Below are 19313 nucleotides of genomic sequence, written 5' to 3' on the forward strand. Positions count from 1 at the left end.
AACCGGACAGACCCGGGTTAGAGCTTTTCCAGAATACTCTGGGCAACCTTTTTACCGGACATGAGCATACCCCCGAAGATAGGTCCCATGCGAAAAGACCCAAAAGTGGCATTGGCCGACATCCCGCAGACATAAACCCCTGGGAATGCCTCCCTGGTATTCTCCAGGGTGCTTTGCTCGGCCTTTTCCGCCCACATGGACTTTTCTCCTTCAAGACTTCCGGAAGGAGTATTCAGTCTGGCATCTATCTTTCTCTGGATGACCTGCATGACTTCTACCGGATGTCCAGTGGATTCCACCATGTATTTGGTCCGTACAGTCAGGGGATCAACATGCAGACCAGAGGTTTCCACTGCTGACCAGTTTATGACCAGGCCGGTGACCCTGTTTTCCCTGATCATGACGTCTTCCACAGAAACCAGATTAAAGAACCTGGCCCCGGCCCGGCAGGCTGCAGACCCAATGGTGCAGACCGCTTCCACTGAATCAGCAGTAAAGTATCCGGGCTGATATTCCCGGGACCTGACTCCAAGCTCGTCCAGGATTTCCTTGGCTTCTTCCTGAATCACGATCTCGTTGAACATCATTCCTCCGCCCCACATTCCCCCTCCCAGGGAAAGCTTTCGCTCAAAAACCGCAACTTTCTTTCCTGCACCAGCCAGGTAATAGGCTGCAACCATGCCCGAAGGGCCTGCCCCGCAGATGGCCACATCAAGTTCAAGGCAATCCATCAGCTTTCTGGTGTAGGTGTCGATGATAGCCCGGGAAATAATGATCTCATCCAATGCCATGTTCTTCTCCTTTGGTTGGGGTTAAAAAAAAGGGCTGATTCCGGAGAAGGAAACAGCCCTGAAAAACACCCCAATCAGGAGGAATGTCCAAATTACTTCCAGTGCCGCTTTCCTACGCCGGTATTAACCGGATCAGGTTCCAGGGGTCTTCCGGCAAACCGGAATCTCAGGAAAAACCTCCCCCAGCGACTTAAACACAGGCTCCACAATCAGCCCGTAAACAAAGAACGTCAAACTGACCCCAGCTATACCTCAAAAAAAAAATCCGGGCAACTGCCCCAAACCGGAAACTTTCAGTACCAGGTCCGGATAATGACATTCAAAGGCTTTTGTATTACCAGGACCCATGAATTTTATTTCCAGGTTAAGCTCCCTGGCCCTGAAATGGCTGGCTGTATTTGTAACCGGAGCAGCCCTTTTGGGGGCTTGGCAGCCTGAATTTTTCTCCTTTTTTACCGGCCATGTCCCCCTTCTTCTGGCCATCATCATCTTCGGCATGGGCGCCACCCTGACCCTGCCTGACTTTGGCCGGGTCCTGAAACATCCTGGAAAGATTTTCTTTGCAGCTCTGCTTCAGTACACCATCATGCCGGTGGGAGCCTGGGGCATTGCGGTTCTGTTCAGCCTTCCTCCTGAACTGGCCGTGGGTCTGGTCCTGCTGGGTTCATGCCCAGGAGGCACAGCATCCAACGTCATCACCTACCTGGCCAGGGGTGACGTGGCCCTGTCCGTGACCATGACCGCCTTCTCAACCATGCTGGCTCCCCTGGTCACGCCTCTGCTGGTCTGGAGCCTGGCTGGTCACTGGCTGGAAATTCCCGTGGCCGGCCTGTTCAGGTCCATCCTGACCATCGTCATTCTGCCTATTGCCCTGGGCCTTGCCTGCAGAAGCCTGTTCCCCAGGACCATTCAGGCAGGGATAAACATCCTGCCCATCATATCCATGCTGGCTATTTGTCTGATCGTTGGAGCCATCACCGGCCAGCACGCCCGGGAATTTTTCAGAATCAGCCTCATGGGAGCTGCTGCCATTCTGGCCCACAACGTACTGGGACTTGGGCTGGCCTGGACAATGGGCTGGTGGGCAGGGTTTAAAAGACCTCAACTCAAGGCCTTGACCCTTGAAGTGGGTATGCAGAATTCTGGCCTGGCCGCCACCCTGGCCCTGGCCCATATCCACCCCCTGGCCACCCTGCCCGGTGTCCTGGCCAGCGTCTGGCAGAACATCACCGGCCCGGTTCTGGCCTCGTTCTGGACTTCAAAACCGGATTCAGGACCTGATGCCCTGGGTAAAAACAGGGCAGCCTGCCAAAAGAATATCACCTGACAAAAATAATTCAGATGCAATGATCAATCCGGAAGATTTTTTCAAAAAATGGTTTAAAAAGGCCTTTGCCCTGGGCCGGAAACGGACTATGCAGTCCTGCGCCATCAAGCTTGAGCAGACTGATTTTCCAGGTACTGGAAACAGCAGGGTCCAGGTGGAAAAAAAGGAGATATTGCGGCTCAACAACACTTTGATCAGTCCGGAACAGGGGAAAAAATTCGTTGAGTTTGTGCTGAAGGATTTAAACAGGGGCCTGCAGGTGGAAGTGAATTTCTCCCGGCGCACAACCTCCAGATGCTGGGGAAGCGTCACCAGGAAAGGGAAAAGAATCAACATCTACCGCTGGTCTGCCTGGGTGCTGATTCATGAAATTGGACACGTCCTGACCAGAGTTGAAAAAAAACAGAACGGACGCAGAATTATCCATGGCCCCGAATTCGGCTGGGCTACAACTCAAGTCTACAGACTCTGGCTCCAGTTCAGCCGGGATGACAGGTATTACTGACCCGGTTGCCTGCTGATCCTTTTACCGGACTCTCAGATGATCCTGTATAAAGGACCGCCCCGCTCTCCCAGCCTGTCTACCCGTTTTTCAACTTCAGGATCATCTTCCAGCACTGGTGGATGATACTGTTTAAGCCTGGCATCAATGAGCATGCCCTTGGTCGCACCAAAATGCTTGCAATGGACGAATTCGCCGATGCCGTAAATATCTGTGGCCGGATCAGACCTGGTAAAAACAACCCACAAAAAATTGTTCCAGCCGGCAGCCGTAAAATCAGCATCATCCGCCACCACCACCAGGGGAAATTGTTCCATTCCTGGAACCTGCTCCAGCCTGGAGCCCAGCTCAGCCATGGCTGGATCATGACTGTCCCTGTTCCGGGTGTTTCCAGGTCCCTGAACCACCATGATCCCCGGCGCCATGAACCTGACCCTGCTGAATCCCTGGCCAAGGTCCAGATCCCTGGGCAGCCTGGTACCCAGATCCCTTTTGATCCGACCGGCAGCAGCCATAATCAGCTTGGACCCCTGATTCAGGCTGATACCAGAATAGTCCAGGGTATCCATGGTCGTTCTGGTGATGAAATGCAGGTCCCTGGTAAAGTCCAGGCGTTTAAGCACATGGCTGAAAAAAGCTGGAATGCGCTTGGCAGAAAGGCCTGGATCATCTTCCCTGGCTGCAATGATCAGGTACTTGGATAAAGAGGTCTGACTCTGGCCAAGCAAATTCATGGCACAGGTCAGAAGCTCCTGGGGCTGCCTTTCCCGGGCAAAGGGTACATAACTTTCCCGGCCCACTGCCAGAAGCAGGGGGTGAACCCCGGCTGCATCCACGGCATGGACCTCGTGCACACCACTGAATACCGAAGGAATGAGCTGGTGGGTCAGTTCATGAATAAGTGTTCCAAAGACTGTATCCTCCTGGGGAGGTCGACCCACTGTGGTAAAGGGCCAGATGGCATCCTTGCGGTGGTGGATCTGGTCAACCCTGAGCACTGGAAAATCGTGTTTCAAACTGTAATAGCCCAGGTGATCCCCAAAGGGACCTTCAAGGAGTTCCCTGTTCAGATCGACCCGGCCTGAAATGCAGAAGTCCGCTTCAGCAGGCATGGGCAACCCATTGGCGGCTTTAACCATCTTGATCCTGTGTCCGGCCAGGGCCCCGGCAAAGATCAGTTCAGGCACGTTTTCCGGCAAGGGCATGACCGCAGCCAGGGTCATGGCCGGTGGTCCGCCGATGAACACGTTCACCCGCAATGGTTCATTCCTTTCAATGGCCTGCTGGTGGTGCAGACCAATGCCCCGGTGGATCTGGTAATGAAGCCCGACTTCCTGATTCAATTTGAAATCATTGCCTGTCAACTGGACCCGGTACATGCCGATGTTGGAATTCATAAGGCCCGGCCTGGCCGGATTCTGTGAATAAACCTGAGGCAGGGTCACATATGCACCGCCATCCATGGGCCAGGAAACAAGGTTTGGCAGATTCTCTATCCTGGTTTGTCCCTGCTGGATCGGTCCGGACTTGACCGGCCTGGGCCAGATCCTGGCCAGCATGGGCAGGACGTCAAAATACTTCCAGGGTGCCTTAAAAAAAAGCAGAGGGTCGATCTTGAGTTTAAACAGTTTGTCCAGGGTGGCCAGGGTGTCCCGGAAAATATACCTGGCCCTGGCCATGGTGCCGAACATATTGGCAGCCATGGGAAACCCGGTTCCCTTGACATTGGTAAACAAAAGGGCCGGGCCCTTGTGCTGGAAGACCCTGCGCTGAATGGCCCCGGCCTCTATGTACGGATCAACTTCCTGATCTATCCGGACCAGATCGCCCCTGGCTTCCAAAGCGTCAAGGCATTGCTTGGTATTCCTGTATCCCATAATATTTATTCCTTGATTACCAAATCAGTAAAATCGACCCGGTCTTTATCCGAACATGACCCAATTGCGAATAAGGCTTTCTTGCTCACTGGTCTGCTGTAGCCAGCTTGATCCCGAGGACTGCAAAACAGGCTGCAAAAGAACGCTGCATCCACTTTGCCACAACCGGAGAGTTCACCACATATTTACGAAAACCATCAGCCGAAATTCCGTAAACAATAAAAACCACCAGGGTCATGCACATGAACGCAATACTCAGCATGGTCATCTGCCAGATCGGAGAACCAGAACCCGGAGCAACGAACAAAGGCAAAAAAGCCAGAAAAAATATCGACAGCTTAGGATTTAAAATATTAATCAGAAACCCCCTCCTGACAATACTCCACACCCCAATATTAGATTGTCCGGAATCAAATTTCAAGGCACCTGATTCACGCCACATGGTCCAGGCCAGATAAAGCAGGTATGCTGCCCCGACATATTTCATGACCTGAAAAGCCACTGCACTCATGTGCAAAATGGCAGACAACCCCAGAACACTGGCCAGAAGATGGGGAACAATGCCCATGGTACAGCCCGCAGCTGCAGCCAGACTGGCCTTGCGTCCGCAGAACAGACCATTGGAAACCGTATAAATGACCCCTGTGCCCGGAATCATGACCACTACCAGGGAAGTAATCAGGAACTCCACACTGAACATAATAGTCCTCAATAATAGTTATTTCAATGGTGTCTAAAAATTATCAGATAACGACCCAAACATGCATACCTTAAAACAGCCTTTTTCTGCCCTGTTCTTAACGGATGATGGCCCTGGGCCGGGTCATGTTTTCCGGCTTTAACAGATCATCCAGCTCTTCCCTGGTCAGCCACCCCTTTTCCAGGACCAGATCAAAAACACTGCTGCCGGTTTCCAGGGCTTCCTTGGCAATGGCCACAGACCGTTCATAGCCCAGGACCGGATTAAGGGCAGTAACCAGGCCGATACTGTTCTGAACGTACTCCAGGCAGCGCTGTTCATTGGCTTCAATGCCTGCAATACACCTGCTGTTCAGGACTATGGCTGCGTTTTTCAGGATCATCAAGCCGTGCAGCAGGCAGTAGGCCATGATAGGCTCGGCCATATTCAGCTCAAGGTCGCCTGATTCAGCAGCCATGGATACTGTAACATCGTATCCAACAATGGTGAAACAGACCTGGTTGACCATTTCCGGGATGACCGGATTGACCTTGCCGGGCATGATGGATGAACCAGGCTGCATGGGTGGCAGGAGGATCTCGTTCAAGCCGCAGCGCGGTCCGGAAGAAAGCCAGCGCAGGTCCTTGCAGATCTTGGAGATCTGGACCGCAGCCCGCTTCATGTTCCCGGCCATCTGGACAAAACTGCCCGCATCCTGGGTGGACTGAACCAGGTTCAAGGCCTGCCGGACCGGAAGACCGCTGACTTCAGTCAGCTTGCTGGTAACCAGTTCAGCATAGCCTGGAGGGCTGTTAATGCCTGTGCCAATAGCTGTGGCTCCCATATTGATTTCCAGAAGACCATGGGCTGCCACCTGCATGCTGTCCATGGCCGAACCAATGGTGATGGCATAGGACCCGAATTCCTGGCCCAGGGTCATGGGCACGGCATCCTGATTTTCAGTCCGGCCCATCTTTAGAACATGAGAAAACTCCTGTTCCTTAATTTCCAAAACCTTTTTCAGCTCATCCAGGGCACCCAGAGCGTCCTGGATGGACAGATACACGGCCAGCTTGACTGCAGTGGGATAAGCATCATTGGTGGACTGGGAACAGTTCACACAATCATTGGGATGGACATGCTGGTATTCTCCCTTTTGATGGCCCAGGATTTCCAGAGCCCGATTGGCAATGACCTCGTTGGCGTTCATATTGGTCGACGTGCCTGCCCCGCCCTGGAGCATATCCACTACGAACTGATCATGCAGTTTGCCGTCCAGGATTTCATCGCAGGCCGCACAGATGGCCTGCATGTTCTGTTTGGACAGAACGCCCAGCTCTGCATTGGCCATGGCTGAAGCCTTTTTCACAAAGGCCAGGGATCTGACCAGGTGGGAAAAATTTTTCAAAGGCGTACCGGATATGGGAAAATTTTCCAAGGCGCGCATGGTCTGGATGCCGTAATAAACATTGTTGGGCACTTCGCGCTCTCCCAGGAGATCATGCTCCACCCGGACATCACGCAGCAAATTTTCTTTTCCACTGCCATTTCCAGAGGTCAGCTTGTCCGTAGCATAGCGCAGCCGGTCATTGATCCTGCGAGCCACCTGGGCCACAATCCGGTAAAATACTTCAGGATTGTCCTGACGCAGCTTTTCCCAGACCTCCCTGGACACCTGGACCACAGTAACCCCTTTACCAGTCAGTGCCCCCACTGCATGGGGCGCATCATCCAGAAGAGCAGCCTCACCAATCATGGCTCCGACTCCCAGGGAGGCAAGATGAACCTGAGAACCATGCAGACCGCGAACCAGCTCGACTTCACCCTCTTCCACAACCCCGAACCACAATCTGGGCGTTGATTCATGAAAAAGCCAGGCACCTGGAGCATAGGTTTTTCTGACCCCTTGGCTCAGGATGGTCTCAAGATCCTTCTGGGCTATCCCGGTTTTGGAAGAAGTGCGTTCAACAACCCGTTCACCTATGGGTTGGGCCTGATTATTCTTGTGCATGCAGGGTTTCCTTTAATTATTGGGCTGGGTTGATTTTGGACTGCTCCCGGCTTGAATAAGCCGGTTATAAAAAATACCATTTTCATCCAGAACTGGATCCGGCTGACAGGCATGAATCCAGGCCGGGCAGAATCAGTACCTGGCAAAGATAAAATGAGTATGGAGAAACATGACTTCTGTCAAATATAAAGCCGGGTTGGAGCAATGCTGAAACAGGCGGGCAATCAGGAGCGGTTTGGCCTGAGCCTTTGCTTGCGCTGGGCAGTATATTTCCACCAGGGCCGGGCCGGGGCACCTTCCATGAACCGGACAATGGAGATAAACACATCCAGCAGGCACGGATCATGTCTCTGCCCGGTTTTTAAGTTGATTTGATCATACATGGCATAAGGGTCCAGGCCGGGCAAGTCCGACGGTTTATCAATACCCAGGGTCCTGAGTCTGGCAGCTATGGCCGGACCCACATTGGGCAGGTCTTCCAGCCTGTTTATCTTTGTCCTGGACTGCTCCATCCTAGACCTGACCTTTGAGGTATTTCTGCCGCAGATCTTCAGGAAACTTTTCAATGGCATATCTTAACATGGTTCGAGGCATACTCTGATAATGGTTTTGCAAAAAAACATCTTCCACCTCTCTGTCCCGTTTGCCGATCTCCCTGAGCATCCATCCCACAGCCTTATGAATCAGATCGTGACTGTCAGATATGAGCTGTTCAGCGATCCTGAGTGTTTCATCAAACTCGCCTTTTTTTATAAAATAAAATGTAGACATGACTGCAATGCGCCGCTCCCAGATGTCGGTTGATTCGGCCAGCTGGTAAAGAAGAGAGCGGGAACGGCTGAAGAGGTAGGCTCCAACAATGTGCTCAGCCGATACATCCACCAGGTCCCAGTTATTGATGTACCGGGTATGATCCAGGTATGCCCGGAAAATTTCCTCCTGCTCGTGCCTGGCCCCCTTTTGATACTTGTGCCCGAGAATAATCAGGGCCAGAAGACGTTCCTCATGAAAAACCGATTTAAGCAGGATCAAAGCCTGATCAAGTTCAATATTCCGGTACTTCTTAGCCACCAGACGGACTAAGGGAACACTGACCCCGAGAAACCGGTCACCCTGGCCATATTCTCCAGGGCCGGTTTTAAAGAAACGCTGCATGGTACTGGCCCTGTCCTGGTCAGCATGGTCCAGGAGTGCACTTCGAATCTCTTCCACCCTTATATCCCCATAGATGACATTTGAATTACCAGCTGCTCAAAAAACTTTATCAGGCAGTTAAAAAACAGTTCCGGTCAACCTTCAATGAAGTAGTCCGTATCCACCTTTTTGACTTCATATACTACGGCAGAACTAACACCAACCCCGTGATCAATCATCAGCTGAACAAGATCGGAGCCATCTATCAACACTACCTTAGGATCAATTTGGCCAACATAGTCCAATGCTTCTTTAGAAAAGTAACTGGTGGTGATAAATACGCCCTTCTTGGCCCGCTGACCATGAAGCGCGCCCACAAACTTTTGAATCTCTGGCCGACCAACAACAGCTTCCCATCGTTTGGCCTGCAGGTAGATAACATCCAGGCCAAGACGATCTTCCTTGATAACACCATCAATACCTTCATCTGCTGTTTTTCGGGTTGCCTTCCCAGCCTCTTTTACAGAGCCTCCGTATCCCATGGAAACGATAAGGTGCACAACTAATTTCTCAAAAAATTCCGGGGTATTGCCTTTGATCAGATTAATCAATTCATTGGCCACTTCGTCCCGCAGCTGTTGATATGCCTGCTCTAATGATTCCTCGGGAGTCGCAGGTGATATTTGGTCATCGTCAGGTTGAATGCTTTTTCCAGTTCGGCTCCTGTTGCTCGCCTGCCGAAACTCTTGAAACTCTTTAAATCTTTCCAAATATTTGATGTCAATTTTTTCAGGACCTTCTAAAATAATTTTCCGACCACGGTCAGAAATATGGAATCTCCCTCGTTTTGGCGATTCCAAAGCTCCGGCTTGGGTCAGGTAAACCTTGGCCCATGCCACACGATTGGCAAAGGTGGTTTGCCGTCCACTTGGCAGCCTTTCCTGAAGATCTTCTTCGGAAAGCTCCATTATTTGTGCCAGTCCATCACGCGCTTCCTGCATCGTGTGTTCAACCCCGTCAGCTGAAAATTTAAGCAGCGGCAACATCAATGATTGGAAATCAGGTACGGCCAAGGATCACTCCTATTCTCTTGCAGGTTATAGTAAAGTACTTCCCAGACTATATGGATATCCTAAAATACGACATTTTCACCGGTTACAGGCTTTGAACTACCAGCACCAAACGCTGAGAATCGTTGTCAAAAACCAGATTTTCAGTCTTCATACAAAATGCAGTTCTATTCCACAAGGAAAAAACTGTATTGCTGCAGGCTGTTTGCGGCAGACAAGTGAATAGTCCAGACCGGCAGGGAGAAATTTTACAATGGCTGGGTGTTGGATCTGAAATACTTGGTATAAGATCCAAAAAACCCTTCACCCGCCTACTTAAAAACCCGTTTTGATGGGCCTGCAATGCCCTTTCCATATTGACTGCACTGACAAAATACACCATATTATAAGAAAAGCCTTTGTCTTTTTGAAAGCAGGGCGGACCAGGTAAAAAATGTCTTTTTGTCAGACTCAGCTGATCAGCTGATGAGTTATTCAATATCTAAAAACAGGACTCAAGTGACTAAGATGCAGAAGAGCACACACCAACACAGCAAGGTGGTCATAGTGGGCACAGGCATGGTGGGCATGTCTTATGCTTACGCCCTGACCACCAAGGGAACAGCCAGAGAAATCGGTCTGATTGATCGCAACCAGGCCAGAGCAGAGGGCGAAGCCATGGATCTCAACCATGGCCTGCCTTTTGTCAAACCAGTGGATATTCAGGCCGGAGGCTATGAGTTATGCAGGGATGCGCAGATTGTGGTCATCGCAGCCGGAGCCAGCCAGAAGCAGGGTGAAACAAGGCTGGACCTGACCAAACGCAACGTCAGGATAGTTGAAGAAATTGTTCCCAAGATCATGGCCTTTAATCCTGATCCCATAATCCTGATGGTCAGCAACCCGGTGGATATCCTGACATATGTAGCCTTGAAAATCTCCGGACTCCGGCCCGAACGGGTCATCAGTTCAGGGACTGTCCTGGACACCATGCGCTTCCGTTACCTCATTTCCAGACATTACAACATTGATTCACGAAATGTACATGGCTATGTCATTGGAGAACACGGCGACAGCGAAGTCCTGGTCTGGAGCAGAGTGAACATTGCCGGAATATCACTGATGGACTGGTGCAGGGCCTGCTCAAAATCGATTCACCCCCACAAACAGCAGATTGAAGACAATGTCCGGGATGCCGCCTATCACATAATCGAAAAAAAAGATGCCACCTACTATGCCATTGCCCTGGCCATGAACCGGATCACTGAAGCTATATTCCTGAACCAGCAGAGCGTACTGACCGTTGGCACCCTGATGCAGGGTGAATACGGCATCAAGGACGTATGCCTTTCACTGCCCTGCACTGTTGGCTCCGGCGGAGTCAGCCATGTGTTCTCCAACCCCCTGGCTGACAATGAAGAAAAGGCCCTGCGTGATTCAGCCCGTATCCTCAGAGAAAACCTGGCTTCTGTTGGGTACTAGTTAGCCTGCTCTGTGGGATCTGACCGAAAAACCATCCCTTTCCAGGTAAAAGGGATGATTAATTCCTGCCAGACAGGAATGAAAGGCAAAGGTCATCTCTCAAGGGGGGGGTAAACCCAAAGCACTACTCATCAGCCGGGTTAATCGTCAGAGGCTCATCCTGGGTACTCGAGTATACGCTCAGTGCAGTAACAGTCACCAGAATCAGCCCCATGCCGAAAAACTGGAGCAGAGCCAGATTTTCATTTAAAATCAGCAGGCCGAACAGCGATGCAGTAACCGGCTCAACCATGGCCACAATGGATGCTACAGCCGGTGCAGTCCGATTAAGGCCGACAATATAAAAGATAAACGACAATCCAGCGCCAAACACTCCCAGGATCACAAACAGCGGCCAGTCAGGTGTTGTCAGCACTGCCACGGCCTGATGGGAATCGCTGAACCAGAAAAGTATGGTGATAAGCACTGCAAAAGCCACCACCAGAATTGCCTGGGGGCTGCCATGGGGGGCTGCATACTTAAAGCCGAAGATAAATACGGCATAGGACAGTCCGGAAAGCAGCCCGGCACCGGCAGCAATGGGGGTGACATCACCCGCTCCAATCTCATACACACCTGTAAGCAGCACAATGCCAAGCATGACCATGGCGATGGCAGTCCATTTGCCCATAGTGGGCCTTTCCAGCTTCAAGGTGAAGGACACAAGATAGACAAACACTGGCGCGCAGTACATCAGGGTGGCTGCAACTGCGACGCTGCCCTTGGCAATGCTGATGAAGTAAAACGCAAAGTTGCCAGCCACTCCTACCCCGGCTATTACTGACCAGAACCATAATCGACTGTTTGCCAGTCCACTGCCCTGGGGTCTAAGGCCCAGCCAGGCCAGAACAAAAAGCAGCCCGATTACCCCCCTGTACAAGGAAACTACAACCGGGTCCCAGCCCTGGGCCGTGAGAATGCCTCCGATCCCGCCGGACAACCCCCAGAAAAGAGCTGCCAGGGCCACAAAAGCTGCACTGATTCCTACCATTTTATCTTACTTTTTCTTGATGAAATATTCACTGTTCCTGGACTCTCTCCAGACTGACGGCCCAGCACAAAACACTGGTCATTACAATGGCCGGCCCTGCAGAGTCAGCTCAATCTTCCAGGCAAACTTCTCCACCTGCTCCGGCAAAAGCTGCTCACCTTTATCCAGCCACAGCAGCTGCCCCTTGCAAGCAGGAGCGGTATTCAAAACCCCCTTAACTGGCTGGGCCAGCCTAACGGACTTTTACTGCGATGTGAATATTCACCTGCCCTGTTTTTTACATAACCAACACAGCATTGACCAAGGCCCTTGCCATTAATGCTGTTCTGCATATATATGGACATAGCCATTTCCAACCCAACAAGGAGGACATAATGAAAGAGCGAACCGGTCTGGTGACCATCAAAGGAAATCCCGTAACCCTGCTGGGCGAGGAAGTACAGGTCGGTCAGAAGGCCCCCGCATTTCAGGTAGTGGACAATGATCTCAAACCGTACACCTTTGAACCAGGACAGGGCAAAGTTACTATCCTGGCTGCAGTGACCTCTCTGGATACCCCGGTCTGCGACATGGAGACCAGGCGGTTCAATCAGGAAGCAGCCGCCCTGGGCAAGGATGTCCAGATCCTGACCATCAGCATGGACCTCCCCTTTGCCCAGAAAAGATGGTGTGCTGCAGCTGGAGTGGACAGTGTCAAGACCCTGTCCGATCACAGGGATGCTTCATTCGGCCTGGCTTACGGCCTGCTCATCAAGGAAGCAAGACTCCTGGCCAGGGCCGTGCTTGTCCTGGACAAGGGAGGGATCATCAGACATCTGGAGTTGGTGGATGAAGTGGGTAAAGAGCCCGACTACACTGCATCCCTGGAGGCTGTAAAAAACCTCATCAGCTGACAGCCTTTTCCTGCCTGATTGCCCGTTGCCTTTCTCCTGAATATATGCTTTAAAGCTCGACATTACATGTCTCAGGGGGAAATCAAGTGGGTATCAATAAGTGGCTGAAGCAGAACTGGTTTCTAGTCGGACTTCTTGGTGCGGCCTTCCTGGCCTGGCTCACCCCGGGCCTGGGAGCTGCAGGAGGGGCCCTCAAGAGTGAGATGACCACTAGGCTGGGGGTGGTCCTGATTTTCTTTTTTCAGGGTCTGACCCTTTCCCTGGCTGTCCTGAAAAAAGGGGTTATGCAGTGGAAACTGCATGTTTTTGCCCAGGCTTTCATATTCCTGGTCATTCCCCTGGTGGCCCTGGCCATGATCCTTGTGGTCGGAGACCTGCTTTCACCGGATCTCAAACTCGGTATTTTCTTTCTAGGTGCCCTGCCCACCACCATAGCCACTTCTGTGGCCTACACCGCCATGGTCAAAGGCAATGTGGCCGGATCTGTATTCAATTCCACCGTGGCCAACCTGGCCGGCATTTTCATTACACCTTTGTGGATAAGCCTGTGGCTGCAGACCAGCGGGGAAACCCTGCCCCTGGGCAGGCTGTTCCTGGACATCTCTCTGATGCTTCTGGCCCCCCTGGTGGCCGGACAGATCATTAGACCCCTGGTTTACCAATGGACCGATCCTCTGAAAAAGCTCTTCTCCACCCTTAGCAGCCTGATCATCCTCTTTATCGTCTATGCAGCCTTCAGCAATTCCTGGCAGCAGAATATCTGGGCAGCCCACGGAACCGGAACCGCTGTCCTGGCCGCTGCTGCAGCCATCATTCTGTTTTTCACGGTCATGGCTCTGGTCTGGTCGGGAATCAGACTTTTCCGGTTCAATCACGAAAACGCCATGTCCGCACTGTTCTGCGGCTCCCAGAAAACCCTGGCTGCCGGAGCACCCATGGCCAACCTCATCTTTGCCTCCCAGCCGGGTCTGGGCATCATCTTGCTGCCTTTGATGTTCTATCACATCATTCAGCTCTTTCTGGGCGGACTTTTGGTCAACCGGATCAACCAGAAGGCTGGGCAAGAAGATTGATCCGGTATTGCCCTGTTCCAGACCCGGCCTGAACAGGTTTATCAGGAATTAACCTGCAATCTGTTGTCACCCGAGCCCTGAAAGGGCCGGACAAGCCGGCATTTATCCCCTGAAGATGTTTCACCTCTCCCGGGTTGGAAAAAACCTTCCAGGCCGGATCAGTCCAGTTCGGATATCCCTGGGCTGGACACTGCCTAGAACCTGCGGATATGCACGTTGCCCTGGCTCATCCACTGGTCTATTTTCTTGATGAGCCAGAACTTGATGGGCTGTCTGGTGGGAGGAAACAGGATAAGTACACCCAGGACATCGGTCAGAAAGCCCGGGGTCAGAAAAACCAGGCCAGCGGCAAAGATCAGAAAGGCATCCAGGATGTCACTGGTGGGTGGAATGCCCTGCTGCATGTTGGTCCGCATCCTGAGCATGGTCTGGGCTCCCTGCATCTTGGCCAGGTATGCCCCTACAAAGGCCGTGGCAATGACCAGAAACACGGTCCATCCGGCTCCGATATAAGATCCGATCTTGATTATCACATAGATTTCCAGGATGGGGATAATCACGAAGGCGGCAAACAATTTCGCTAGCATCTCATGTCCTCTGTTTTTCTGTATCTAAGTTGAAGCTGGGATCTCTATTTAAAGAAACTCATTTCCCGGCTTTGAACTTGTTTATGGTGTTGCTGGGCTGAATGGCCCTTTTAGTTTTTTTCATGGAAAACCTGGTCCAGTCCTTGATCTGGTAAAAATAAAGCATAAGCAGAGCCTGGACAACCATGGAGATGAACATGGCCAGCCAGATACCTGTAGCTTCCTGCATATGGACATGCCCCAGGTACCAGGCCAGGGGAATCCTGACCAGCCAGGCCGAAGAACCCATAACAATCATCTGATAAAAGGTCGCACCAGCACCGGTCAGAGCCCCGCCAAGGATCATGGACACCAGCAGGAAAGGCATGGCAGCCATGTTATATTTCAGATAGTTAACTGCCTCCAGGCTGACTTCAGGATCCGGGGCAATGAATCCGGCTACAGGCTCAATGACCAGCCACAGGAGCAGAGTCAGGGTACTGACCAGCCCCAGACCAAAAAGCATGACCAGATACCCCATTCTCTTGGCCCCTTTTATGTCTCCCTGACCTAAATAGTTACCCACCAGAATGGAAGCTGTAAAATTAAAGGCAAAGCCGGGAAGAAAAAGAAGGGACTCCACCCTGATCCCAGCGCTCATCCCGGCCAGAGCTACCACACTGCCCAGGGGCAGAGCTGCAGTAATGGCATAAAGGACCATATAGGCAGAATGCCAGACCAATTGCATCAGCCCGGCCGGCCAGGCCACCTTGAACAGATATGGGAAGGCCTTTTTTATCCAGCACCACGGGGCAAAGCTTTTTCTCTTTAAAAGACCATGCCTGTAAAGCACCACCAGGCTGAACACCGTACCGCACAAAACAGAACCAAAGGTGCTCCAGGCCAGCCCCTTGTATCCGTATTCGGGAAAACCCCACATGCCCAGGCCAAAGGCGAAATCACCAAAGGTATTCACAGCGGTCACGATCATCATGGCAAACAGGGGAATCATGACCTTTTTCTGAGCCCGGAAAAAAGCATTACAGATGATCAGCAGATAGTATCCTGGCAGGACGTACAAGTAGACTTTAAGGAGGTAGGCGGCAATGGGCATGATTTCATCCGGGACCTGCAGCAGCTCCAGCAGCCCATCCCGGAAAAGGAATCCTGCCACCAGAAACACAAACCCCAGAACAACGCCGATTTCCAGTCCAAGACCGATATACCTCTGAACCCGCCTGATGAGACCGGCACCAACAGACTGGCTTATGGCGGCCACGCTTCCATTAGCCAGGGCAATGGCCACCACCAGGAAAAAAAACAGGGCCTGGGTAATCATGCCCATGCAGGCCTGGACGTCTCGACCCAGTCGGCCCGCCACCCAGACATCAACAAATCCGATGAGGAAATGAAAGAGCATCATCAGAATCTGGGGCCAGGCCAGTTTCCATATGGCTTTATATGAAGAGCTTAATGAATCCAATTCAACTCCGGACACCCCTCGCCAGGATGCCTGGTCCAGTTAATATTCCTCTAAAAGCTGATCAGAAGAGCATGTCCAGGAACCCGTGGCCGAAAAGGGCCATGAGCCAGGATTCAAGCACCAGAAACAGAGCGGACAGGCCAAACAGGAAATCAATTTTTTTCATGTTTTCCACTGTATCCACCATGATCATGACCAGCCAGCCTATGGCAAACCCGGCCAGAAGTCCAAAAAAATGGGCTCCCAGGTCAGTATTCTCCCCTCCCACACCCAGCAGGGCCAGGAGAGCCAGCCCCAGGACAACTGCATTACCTGCTGACAGCCTGGAATGTTTGATGGCATTGATGGACATAATGCCCACTGCCCCAAAAACTGAAGTGGAAAAGCCGATACTCAGGTGGGTCGAGGCCATGACCCAGGCATTGACATAGTTGCCCAGGGCCCCGGCCAGGATGATGCACAGCCAGCCAAGGCCCATACCCAGACTGGAGCACACGGTCAGCACAAAAGGAGCCCCGATGATCACGTTTCCCAGCACATGGGCCGGATCACTGTGCAGGGTCAGGGCTGTGACTGTCCGCCATATCTCACCTTGCATGATCAGGCCGGCATCCGCCCTGCCCTGTTCCAGCCAGGGAAGTTCGGCCCAGGCAGCATCCCCAAGCCCCTCATGGACCACGGTGAAAAAAAGCAGGAGCATGGACAGAACAAACAGATTGACGTAAACATTTTCCTGCTGAAGGACCTGAGACGGCCTGGCAGCCGGAAACAGTTTTTCCTCTTCTTCATAAAGCCTTATCTGTTCCACAGCTTCCGCGCTCAAAGAGACCGGGACCATGAGCTGTCCATCATCCCAGGAATATTCAATATCCATGGCTGTGAGCACCAGGGCCCATTCAGATTTTTTCCTGGAGTCCGGGTTGATTATTCCCGGAATCTTGAGATCATCAATTATGTTTCGTGTATTTTCTGACATCTATTAAATCGCAAAAAAATAATTTCCAGACCAAGGTTCAGCAATATCTAATTTTTCTCCCCTGCAAAGTAAACACCGGATCAGCAGGGCCTGATTCTTGATTTCCGGGATGTCCGGCTATATGAAATCAGGAATGCTTATTGTCCATGCCCGGGAGTAGAAAGATGCTCAGAAAGGCCCTGGAACTGATCCAGACCATCCACAAATCCGGATATGCCGCCCTGATGGTGGGCGGTGCAGTGCGTGACTCTGTCATGGCCCGGCCAATAAAGGATATCGACCTGGCCACCACCATGCCAGTGGCTGAACTGGCCAGGCATTTCCCGGTCTCTTCCATGGGCAGGGGGCGGGATTTCGGCCTGGTATCTCTCAAGTTTCAGGGACAGCGCTTTGAAGTAGCTCAGTTCAGGGTCAGTAAAATACTTGGAGGTGATCCCAGGACCTGGAAGACAAAAGGATCTGAGCTTTTTAAGATGGACGCCCTGCACCGTGACTTTACCATCAATGCTCTGGCCATGGACCCTGCTGGACAGGTACTCGACCCCTTGAGCGGCCTGGAAGATATCAAAACTAAAGTCATCCGAACGGTCACTGACCCAGAATCAGTGTTCAAGGCTGATCCTTTGCGCCTGCTCAGGGCAGTCAGGTTTTCTGTCCAGCTGGGCTTCAGCATTGACCAGAAGGCCTTTGAAACAATTCACAGGCTGGCCAGACTTATTCTGGATGTCGCATCTGAGCGCATTGGCCGGGAGATAATTATTCTTTCGTCCCTTTCAGGACCTGACTTTGCCCGGTCTCTGAGCCTTATGGACCGGACCGGACTTCTGGTCCATGTCCTGCCGGAAATACATGCCCTTAAAGGACTGCCCCATGACCCGAAACACCACCCAGAAGGTGATGTGTTTGAGCATACCCTGGCCGCCCTGAAGGCCTCTCCCGGTCAAGACGCCACCCTGAACATGGCTGTCCTGTTCCATGATGCAGGCAAGGCCTGCTGCCTGGAAATAAAGGGCTCATCACCAGCCTACCCCGGACATGGCCAGGCCGGAATTGAATTGATCCGGGCAGCAGGCAGACGTCTGCACCTGGCCGGCGATATGATCAGCAGCATGTGTTTTGTTGCTGCCGGTCACATGCAGGCCGCCCGGCTGGATGAAATGAGGCCTTCCCGGATATACCGGATCATGGACCATGACTGCTGGCCTCTGTTAAAAAAAGTAGTTCAGCTGGATCTCAGGGCCAGGTCCGCCAATAGGGCCGGCTTGCTGAAAGAAAAATTCCACCGGGCAGAAAAAAAAGTCGAGGCGTGGATAAACAGGGAGCAGGGCAAAATGTCACCGGTCATCACCGGGAGGCAGGTCCTTGAACATACCGGCCTGGCTCCAGGTCCCATGGTGGGCAGGGTGATCAGAATGACCACTCAGTGGGCCCTGGACCATGGAGTCACCGACCAGAGCCGGATTCTGGGCCAGGCCCTGGAAATAGCGGTAAGATTGAGCCAGACAGCAGACAAAAACGGCAATTCATCCTGAATCTACCCCATGCAAAGGAACAGAATTTTTCTTGTTCATTGACAAGCCATGGCTTGTAGTATAAAAATGATCGGCTAAGTAGGAATATTTTTCACATTAAAAAACTATGGAGGTCAAGATGATCAAAAAAAGTATCTTAGCCGGCCTGATCGGCTGTCTTATGATTGTATCAGGACTGCTGGCCGGACCGGTTCAGGCGAAAAAACTGACTGTTGCTGTTGATACTGCGTTTGTGCCCTTTGAATTCAGAGATCCGGATACCGGAAAGTACGTCGGCTTTGATATTGACCTCTGGGACGCCATAGCCAAGAAAATCGGCGTGGAATACACTTTACAGCCCATGGACTTTTCCGGAATAGTTCCAGCTTTGCAGACCGGCAGTGTTGACGCAGCCCTGGCCGGAATTACCATTACCGCTGAAAGGGAAAAAGTGGTTGATTTTTCGCATCCATATTATGACAGTGGTCTGACCATCATGGTCATGGCCGATAATGACGAGATCAACGGACCTGAAGACATTGAAGGCAAGCGTATTGCAGTCCGCACCGGCACCACCAGCGCCAACTACGCCCCCCGCCTCAACCCCGCGGAAATCGTCCAGTTCCCCAACATAGAAGCAGCTTACATGGAAGTCAGGGCTGGCCGCGTTGATGCAGCCATGCACGATACTCCCAATGTTCTTTACTACATTAACACTGCTGGAGACGGCCAGGTCAAGTCTGTAGGCCCCCGCATGCAGGCCCAGTCCTACGGCATCGGGTTTCCCCTTGGCAGCAAGCTGAGAAATGATGTCAATGTTGCTTTCCTGCAGCTGGTGGAATCCGGCGAATATGCCGAAATCTACCGCAAGTGGTTTGGCCAGGACCCCAGCCCTAGGTAAACAACCCACACAACCCCTGGGGAAAATT

At 52.0% G+C, this 19313-nt stretch carries 18 protein-coding genes and 1 riboswitch; of the genes, 7 read left to right on the plus strand and 11 right to left on the minus strand.

Going from position 1 to position 19313, the window contains the following annotated elements:
- Nucleotides 1-17: 17 nt before the first annotated feature.
- Nucleotides 18-791: a sulfide-dependent adenosine diphosphate thiazole synthase gene (locus P771_RS0107690; RefSeq protein ID WP_028574691.1), complete on the minus strand. Its 774-nt coding sequence runs from the start codon at nt 789-791 to the stop codon at nt 18-20.
- Between the two features lie 92 nt (nt 792-883).
- Nucleotides 884-985, minus strand: a riboswitch (TPP riboswitch).
- A 152-nt stretch (nt 986-1137) separates the two neighbouring features.
- On the opposite strand from P771_RS0107690, the gene P771_RS0107710 reads away from it, so the two are divergent.
- Complete coding sequence (locus P771_RS0107710; protein WP_028574692.1) at nt 1138-2118, plus strand: bile acid:sodium symporter family protein; 981 nt, start codon at nt 1138-1140, stop codon at nt 2116-2118.
- Nucleotides 2119-2137: 19 nt separating this feature from the next.
- A complete protein-coding gene (locus tag P771_RS0107715) occupies nt 2138-2623 on the plus strand; it encodes a hypothetical protein (RefSeq protein WP_150112157.1) in 486 nt (161 codons plus the stop codon).
- Between the two features lie 32 nt (nt 2624-2655).
- Here the strand turns inward: P771_RS0107715 and P771_RS0107720 are convergent, their stop codons facing one another.
- The 6 genes from P771_RS0107720 to P771_RS0107750 form a co-directional block, all read right to left on the minus strand.
- Nucleotides 2656-4497: a UbiD family decarboxylase gene (locus P771_RS0107720; RefSeq protein WP_028574694.1), complete on the minus strand. Its 1842-nt coding sequence runs from the start codon at nt 4495-4497 to the stop codon at nt 2656-2658.
- Nucleotides 4498-4582: 85 nt separating this feature from the next.
- Complete coding sequence (locus tag P771_RS0107725) at nt 4583-5197, minus strand: LysE family translocator (RefSeq protein WP_028574695.1); 615 nt, start codon at nt 5195-5197, stop codon at nt 4583-4585.
- Between the two features lie 97 nt (nt 5198-5294).
- Nucleotides 5295-7187: an aspartate ammonia-lyase gene (gene aspA / locus P771_RS0107730; RefSeq protein ID WP_084301758.1), complete on the minus strand. Its 1893-nt coding sequence runs from the start codon at nt 7185-7187 to the stop codon at nt 5295-5297.
- 224 nt (nt 7188-7411) lie between these two features.
- Entirely contained in the window at nt 7412-7699 is a 288-nt protein-coding gene (locus P771_RS0107740) for a helix-hairpin-helix domain-containing protein (RefSeq protein ID WP_028574697.1), read from the minus strand.
- Nucleotide 7700: 1 nt separating this feature from the next.
- On the minus strand, nt 7701-8399 hold the full coding sequence (locus P771_RS0107745; RefSeq protein ID WP_208595955.1) for a DNA alkylation repair protein: 699 nt from the start codon (nt 8397-8399) through the stop codon (nt 7701-7703).
- Between the two features lie 77 nt (nt 8400-8476).
- Nucleotides 8477-9394 carry a restriction endonuclease gene (locus tag P771_RS0107750; protein WP_028574699.1) on the minus strand — a complete coding sequence of 306 codons (918 nt, stop codon included), beginning with the start codon at nt 9392-9394 and terminating at the stop codon, nt 8477-8479.
- Between the two features lie 504 nt (nt 9395-9898).
- On the opposite strand from P771_RS0107750, the gene P771_RS0107760 reads away from it, so the two are divergent.
- Nucleotides 9899-10852: an L-lactate dehydrogenase gene (locus P771_RS0107760; RefSeq protein ID WP_028574701.1), complete on the plus strand. Its 954-nt coding sequence runs from the start codon at nt 9899-9901 to the stop codon at nt 10850-10852.
- Nucleotides 10853-10976: 124 nt separating this feature from the next.
- Here the strand turns inward: P771_RS0107760 and P771_RS0107770 are convergent, their stop codons facing one another.
- On the minus strand, nt 10977-11882 hold the full coding sequence (locus tag P771_RS0107770) for a DMT family transporter (protein WP_028574702.1): 906 nt from the start codon (nt 11880-11882) through the stop codon (nt 10977-10979).
- Between the two features lie 374 nt (nt 11883-12256).
- Between P771_RS0107770 and tpx the strand changes: the two genes are divergently transcribed.
- Together tpx and P771_RS16880 are read left to right on the plus strand one after the other, a co-directional pair.
- Nucleotides 12257-12775, plus strand: a complete 519-nt coding sequence (gene tpx / locus P771_RS0107780) for a thiol peroxidase (protein WP_028574703.1) — start codon at nt 12257-12259, stop codon at nt 12773-12775.
- Nucleotides 12776-12861: 86 nt separating this feature from the next.
- Nucleotides 12862-13848: a bile acid:sodium symporter family protein gene (locus P771_RS16880; protein ID WP_084301760.1), complete on the plus strand. Its 987-nt coding sequence runs from the start codon at nt 12862-12864 to the stop codon at nt 13846-13848.
- 194 nt (nt 13849-14042) lie between these two features.
- On the opposite strand, the gene P771_RS0107790 is transcribed toward P771_RS16880, so the two are convergent.
- From P771_RS0107790 to P771_RS16885, 3 genes are all read right to left on the minus strand, one after another.
- A complete protein-coding gene (locus P771_RS0107790) occupies nt 14043-14435 on the minus strand; it encodes an FxsA family protein (RefSeq protein ID WP_028574704.1) in 393 nt (130 codons plus the stop codon).
- Nucleotides 14436-14493: 58 nt separating this feature from the next.
- Nucleotides 14494-15897 carry an MATE family efflux transporter gene (locus tag P771_RS0107795; protein WP_028574705.1) on the minus strand — a complete coding sequence of 468 codons (1404 nt, stop codon included), beginning with the start codon at nt 15895-15897 and terminating at the stop codon, nt 14494-14496.
- 61 nt (nt 15898-15958) lie between these two features.
- Nucleotides 15959-16873 carry a rhomboid family intramembrane serine protease gene (locus tag P771_RS16885; RefSeq protein ID WP_051617199.1) on the minus strand — a complete coding sequence of 305 codons (915 nt, stop codon included), beginning with the start codon at nt 16871-16873 and terminating at the stop codon, nt 15959-15961.
- A 164-nt stretch (nt 16874-17037) separates the two neighbouring features.
- Here P771_RS16885 and P771_RS18280 point away from each other — a divergent pair, with 164 nt between their 5' ends.
- Together P771_RS18280 and glnH are read left to right on the plus strand one after the other, a co-directional pair.
- A complete protein-coding gene (locus P771_RS18280; RefSeq protein ID WP_051617200.1) occupies nt 17038-18405 on the plus strand; it encodes a CCA tRNA nucleotidyltransferase in 1368 nt (455 codons plus the stop codon).
- Nucleotides 18406-18526: 121 nt separating this feature from the next.
- Nucleotides 18527-19285 (plus strand): glutamine ABC transporter substrate-binding protein GlnH, encoded by a 759-nt coding sequence (gene glnH, locus P771_RS0107810; protein WP_492207325.1) that lies wholly within the window; start codon nt 18527-18529, stop codon nt 19283-19285.
- Nucleotides 19286-19313: the final 28 nt, after the last annotated feature.

The organism is Desulfonatronovibrio hydrogenovorans DSM 9292, assembly GCF_000686525.1.
GTDB classification, from domain to species: Bacteria; Desulfobacterota; Desulfovibrionia; order Desulfovibrionales; family Desulfonatronovibrionaceae; genus Desulfonatronovibrio; species Desulfonatronovibrio hydrogenovorans.

Excerpts from the sequence above, each read along its gene's own strand:
- P771_RS0107690 (WP_028574691.1), bottom strand. The coding sequence starts at position 791 with ATGGCATTGGATGAGATCATTATTTCCCGGGCTATCATCGACACCTAC.
- P771_RS0107710 (WP_028574692.1), top strand. The coding sequence starts at position 1,138 with ATGAATTTTATTTCCAGGTTAAGCTCCCTGGCCCTGAAATGGCTGGCT.
- P771_RS0107715 (WP_150112157.1), top strand. The coding sequence starts at position 2,138 with ATGATCAATCCGGAAGATTTTTTCAAAAAATGGTTTAAAAAGGCCTTT.
- P771_RS0107720 (WP_028574694.1), bottom strand. The coding sequence starts at position 4,497 with ATGGGATACAGGAATACCAAGCAATGCCTTGACGCTTTGGAAGCCAGG.
- P771_RS0107725 (WP_028574695.1), bottom strand. The coding sequence starts at position 5,197 with ATGTTCAGTGTGGAGTTCCTGATTACTTCCCTGGTAGTGGTCATGATT.
- aspA (WP_084301758.1), bottom strand. The coding sequence starts at position 7,187 with ATGCACAAGAATAATCAGGCCCAACCCATAGGTGAACGGGTTGTTGAA.
- P771_RS0107740 (WP_028574697.1), bottom strand. The coding sequence starts at position 7,699 with ATGGAGCAGTCCAGGACAAAGATAAACAGGCTGGAAGACCTGCCCAAT.
- P771_RS0107760 (WP_028574701.1), top strand. The coding sequence starts at position 9,899 with ATGCAGAAGAGCACACACCAACACAGCAAGGTGGTCATAGTGGGCACA.
- P771_RS0107770 (WP_028574702.1), bottom strand. The coding sequence starts at position 11,882 with ATGGTAGGAATCAGTGCAGCTTTTGTGGCCCTGGCAGCTCTTTTCTGG.
- tpx (WP_028574703.1), top strand. The coding sequence starts at position 12,257 with ATGAAAGAGCGAACCGGTCTGGTGACCATCAAAGGAAATCCCGTAACC.
- P771_RS0107790 (WP_028574704.1), bottom strand. The coding sequence starts at position 14,435 with ATGCTAGCGAAATTGTTTGCCGCCTTCGTGATTATCCCCATCCTGGAA.
- P771_RS16885 (WP_051617199.1), bottom strand. The coding sequence starts at position 16,873 with ATGTCAGAAAATACACGAAACATAATTGATGATCTCAAGATTCCGGGA.
- P771_RS18280 (WP_051617200.1), top strand. The coding sequence starts at position 17,038 with ATGCTCAGAAAGGCCCTGGAACTGATCCAGACCATCCACAAATCCGGA.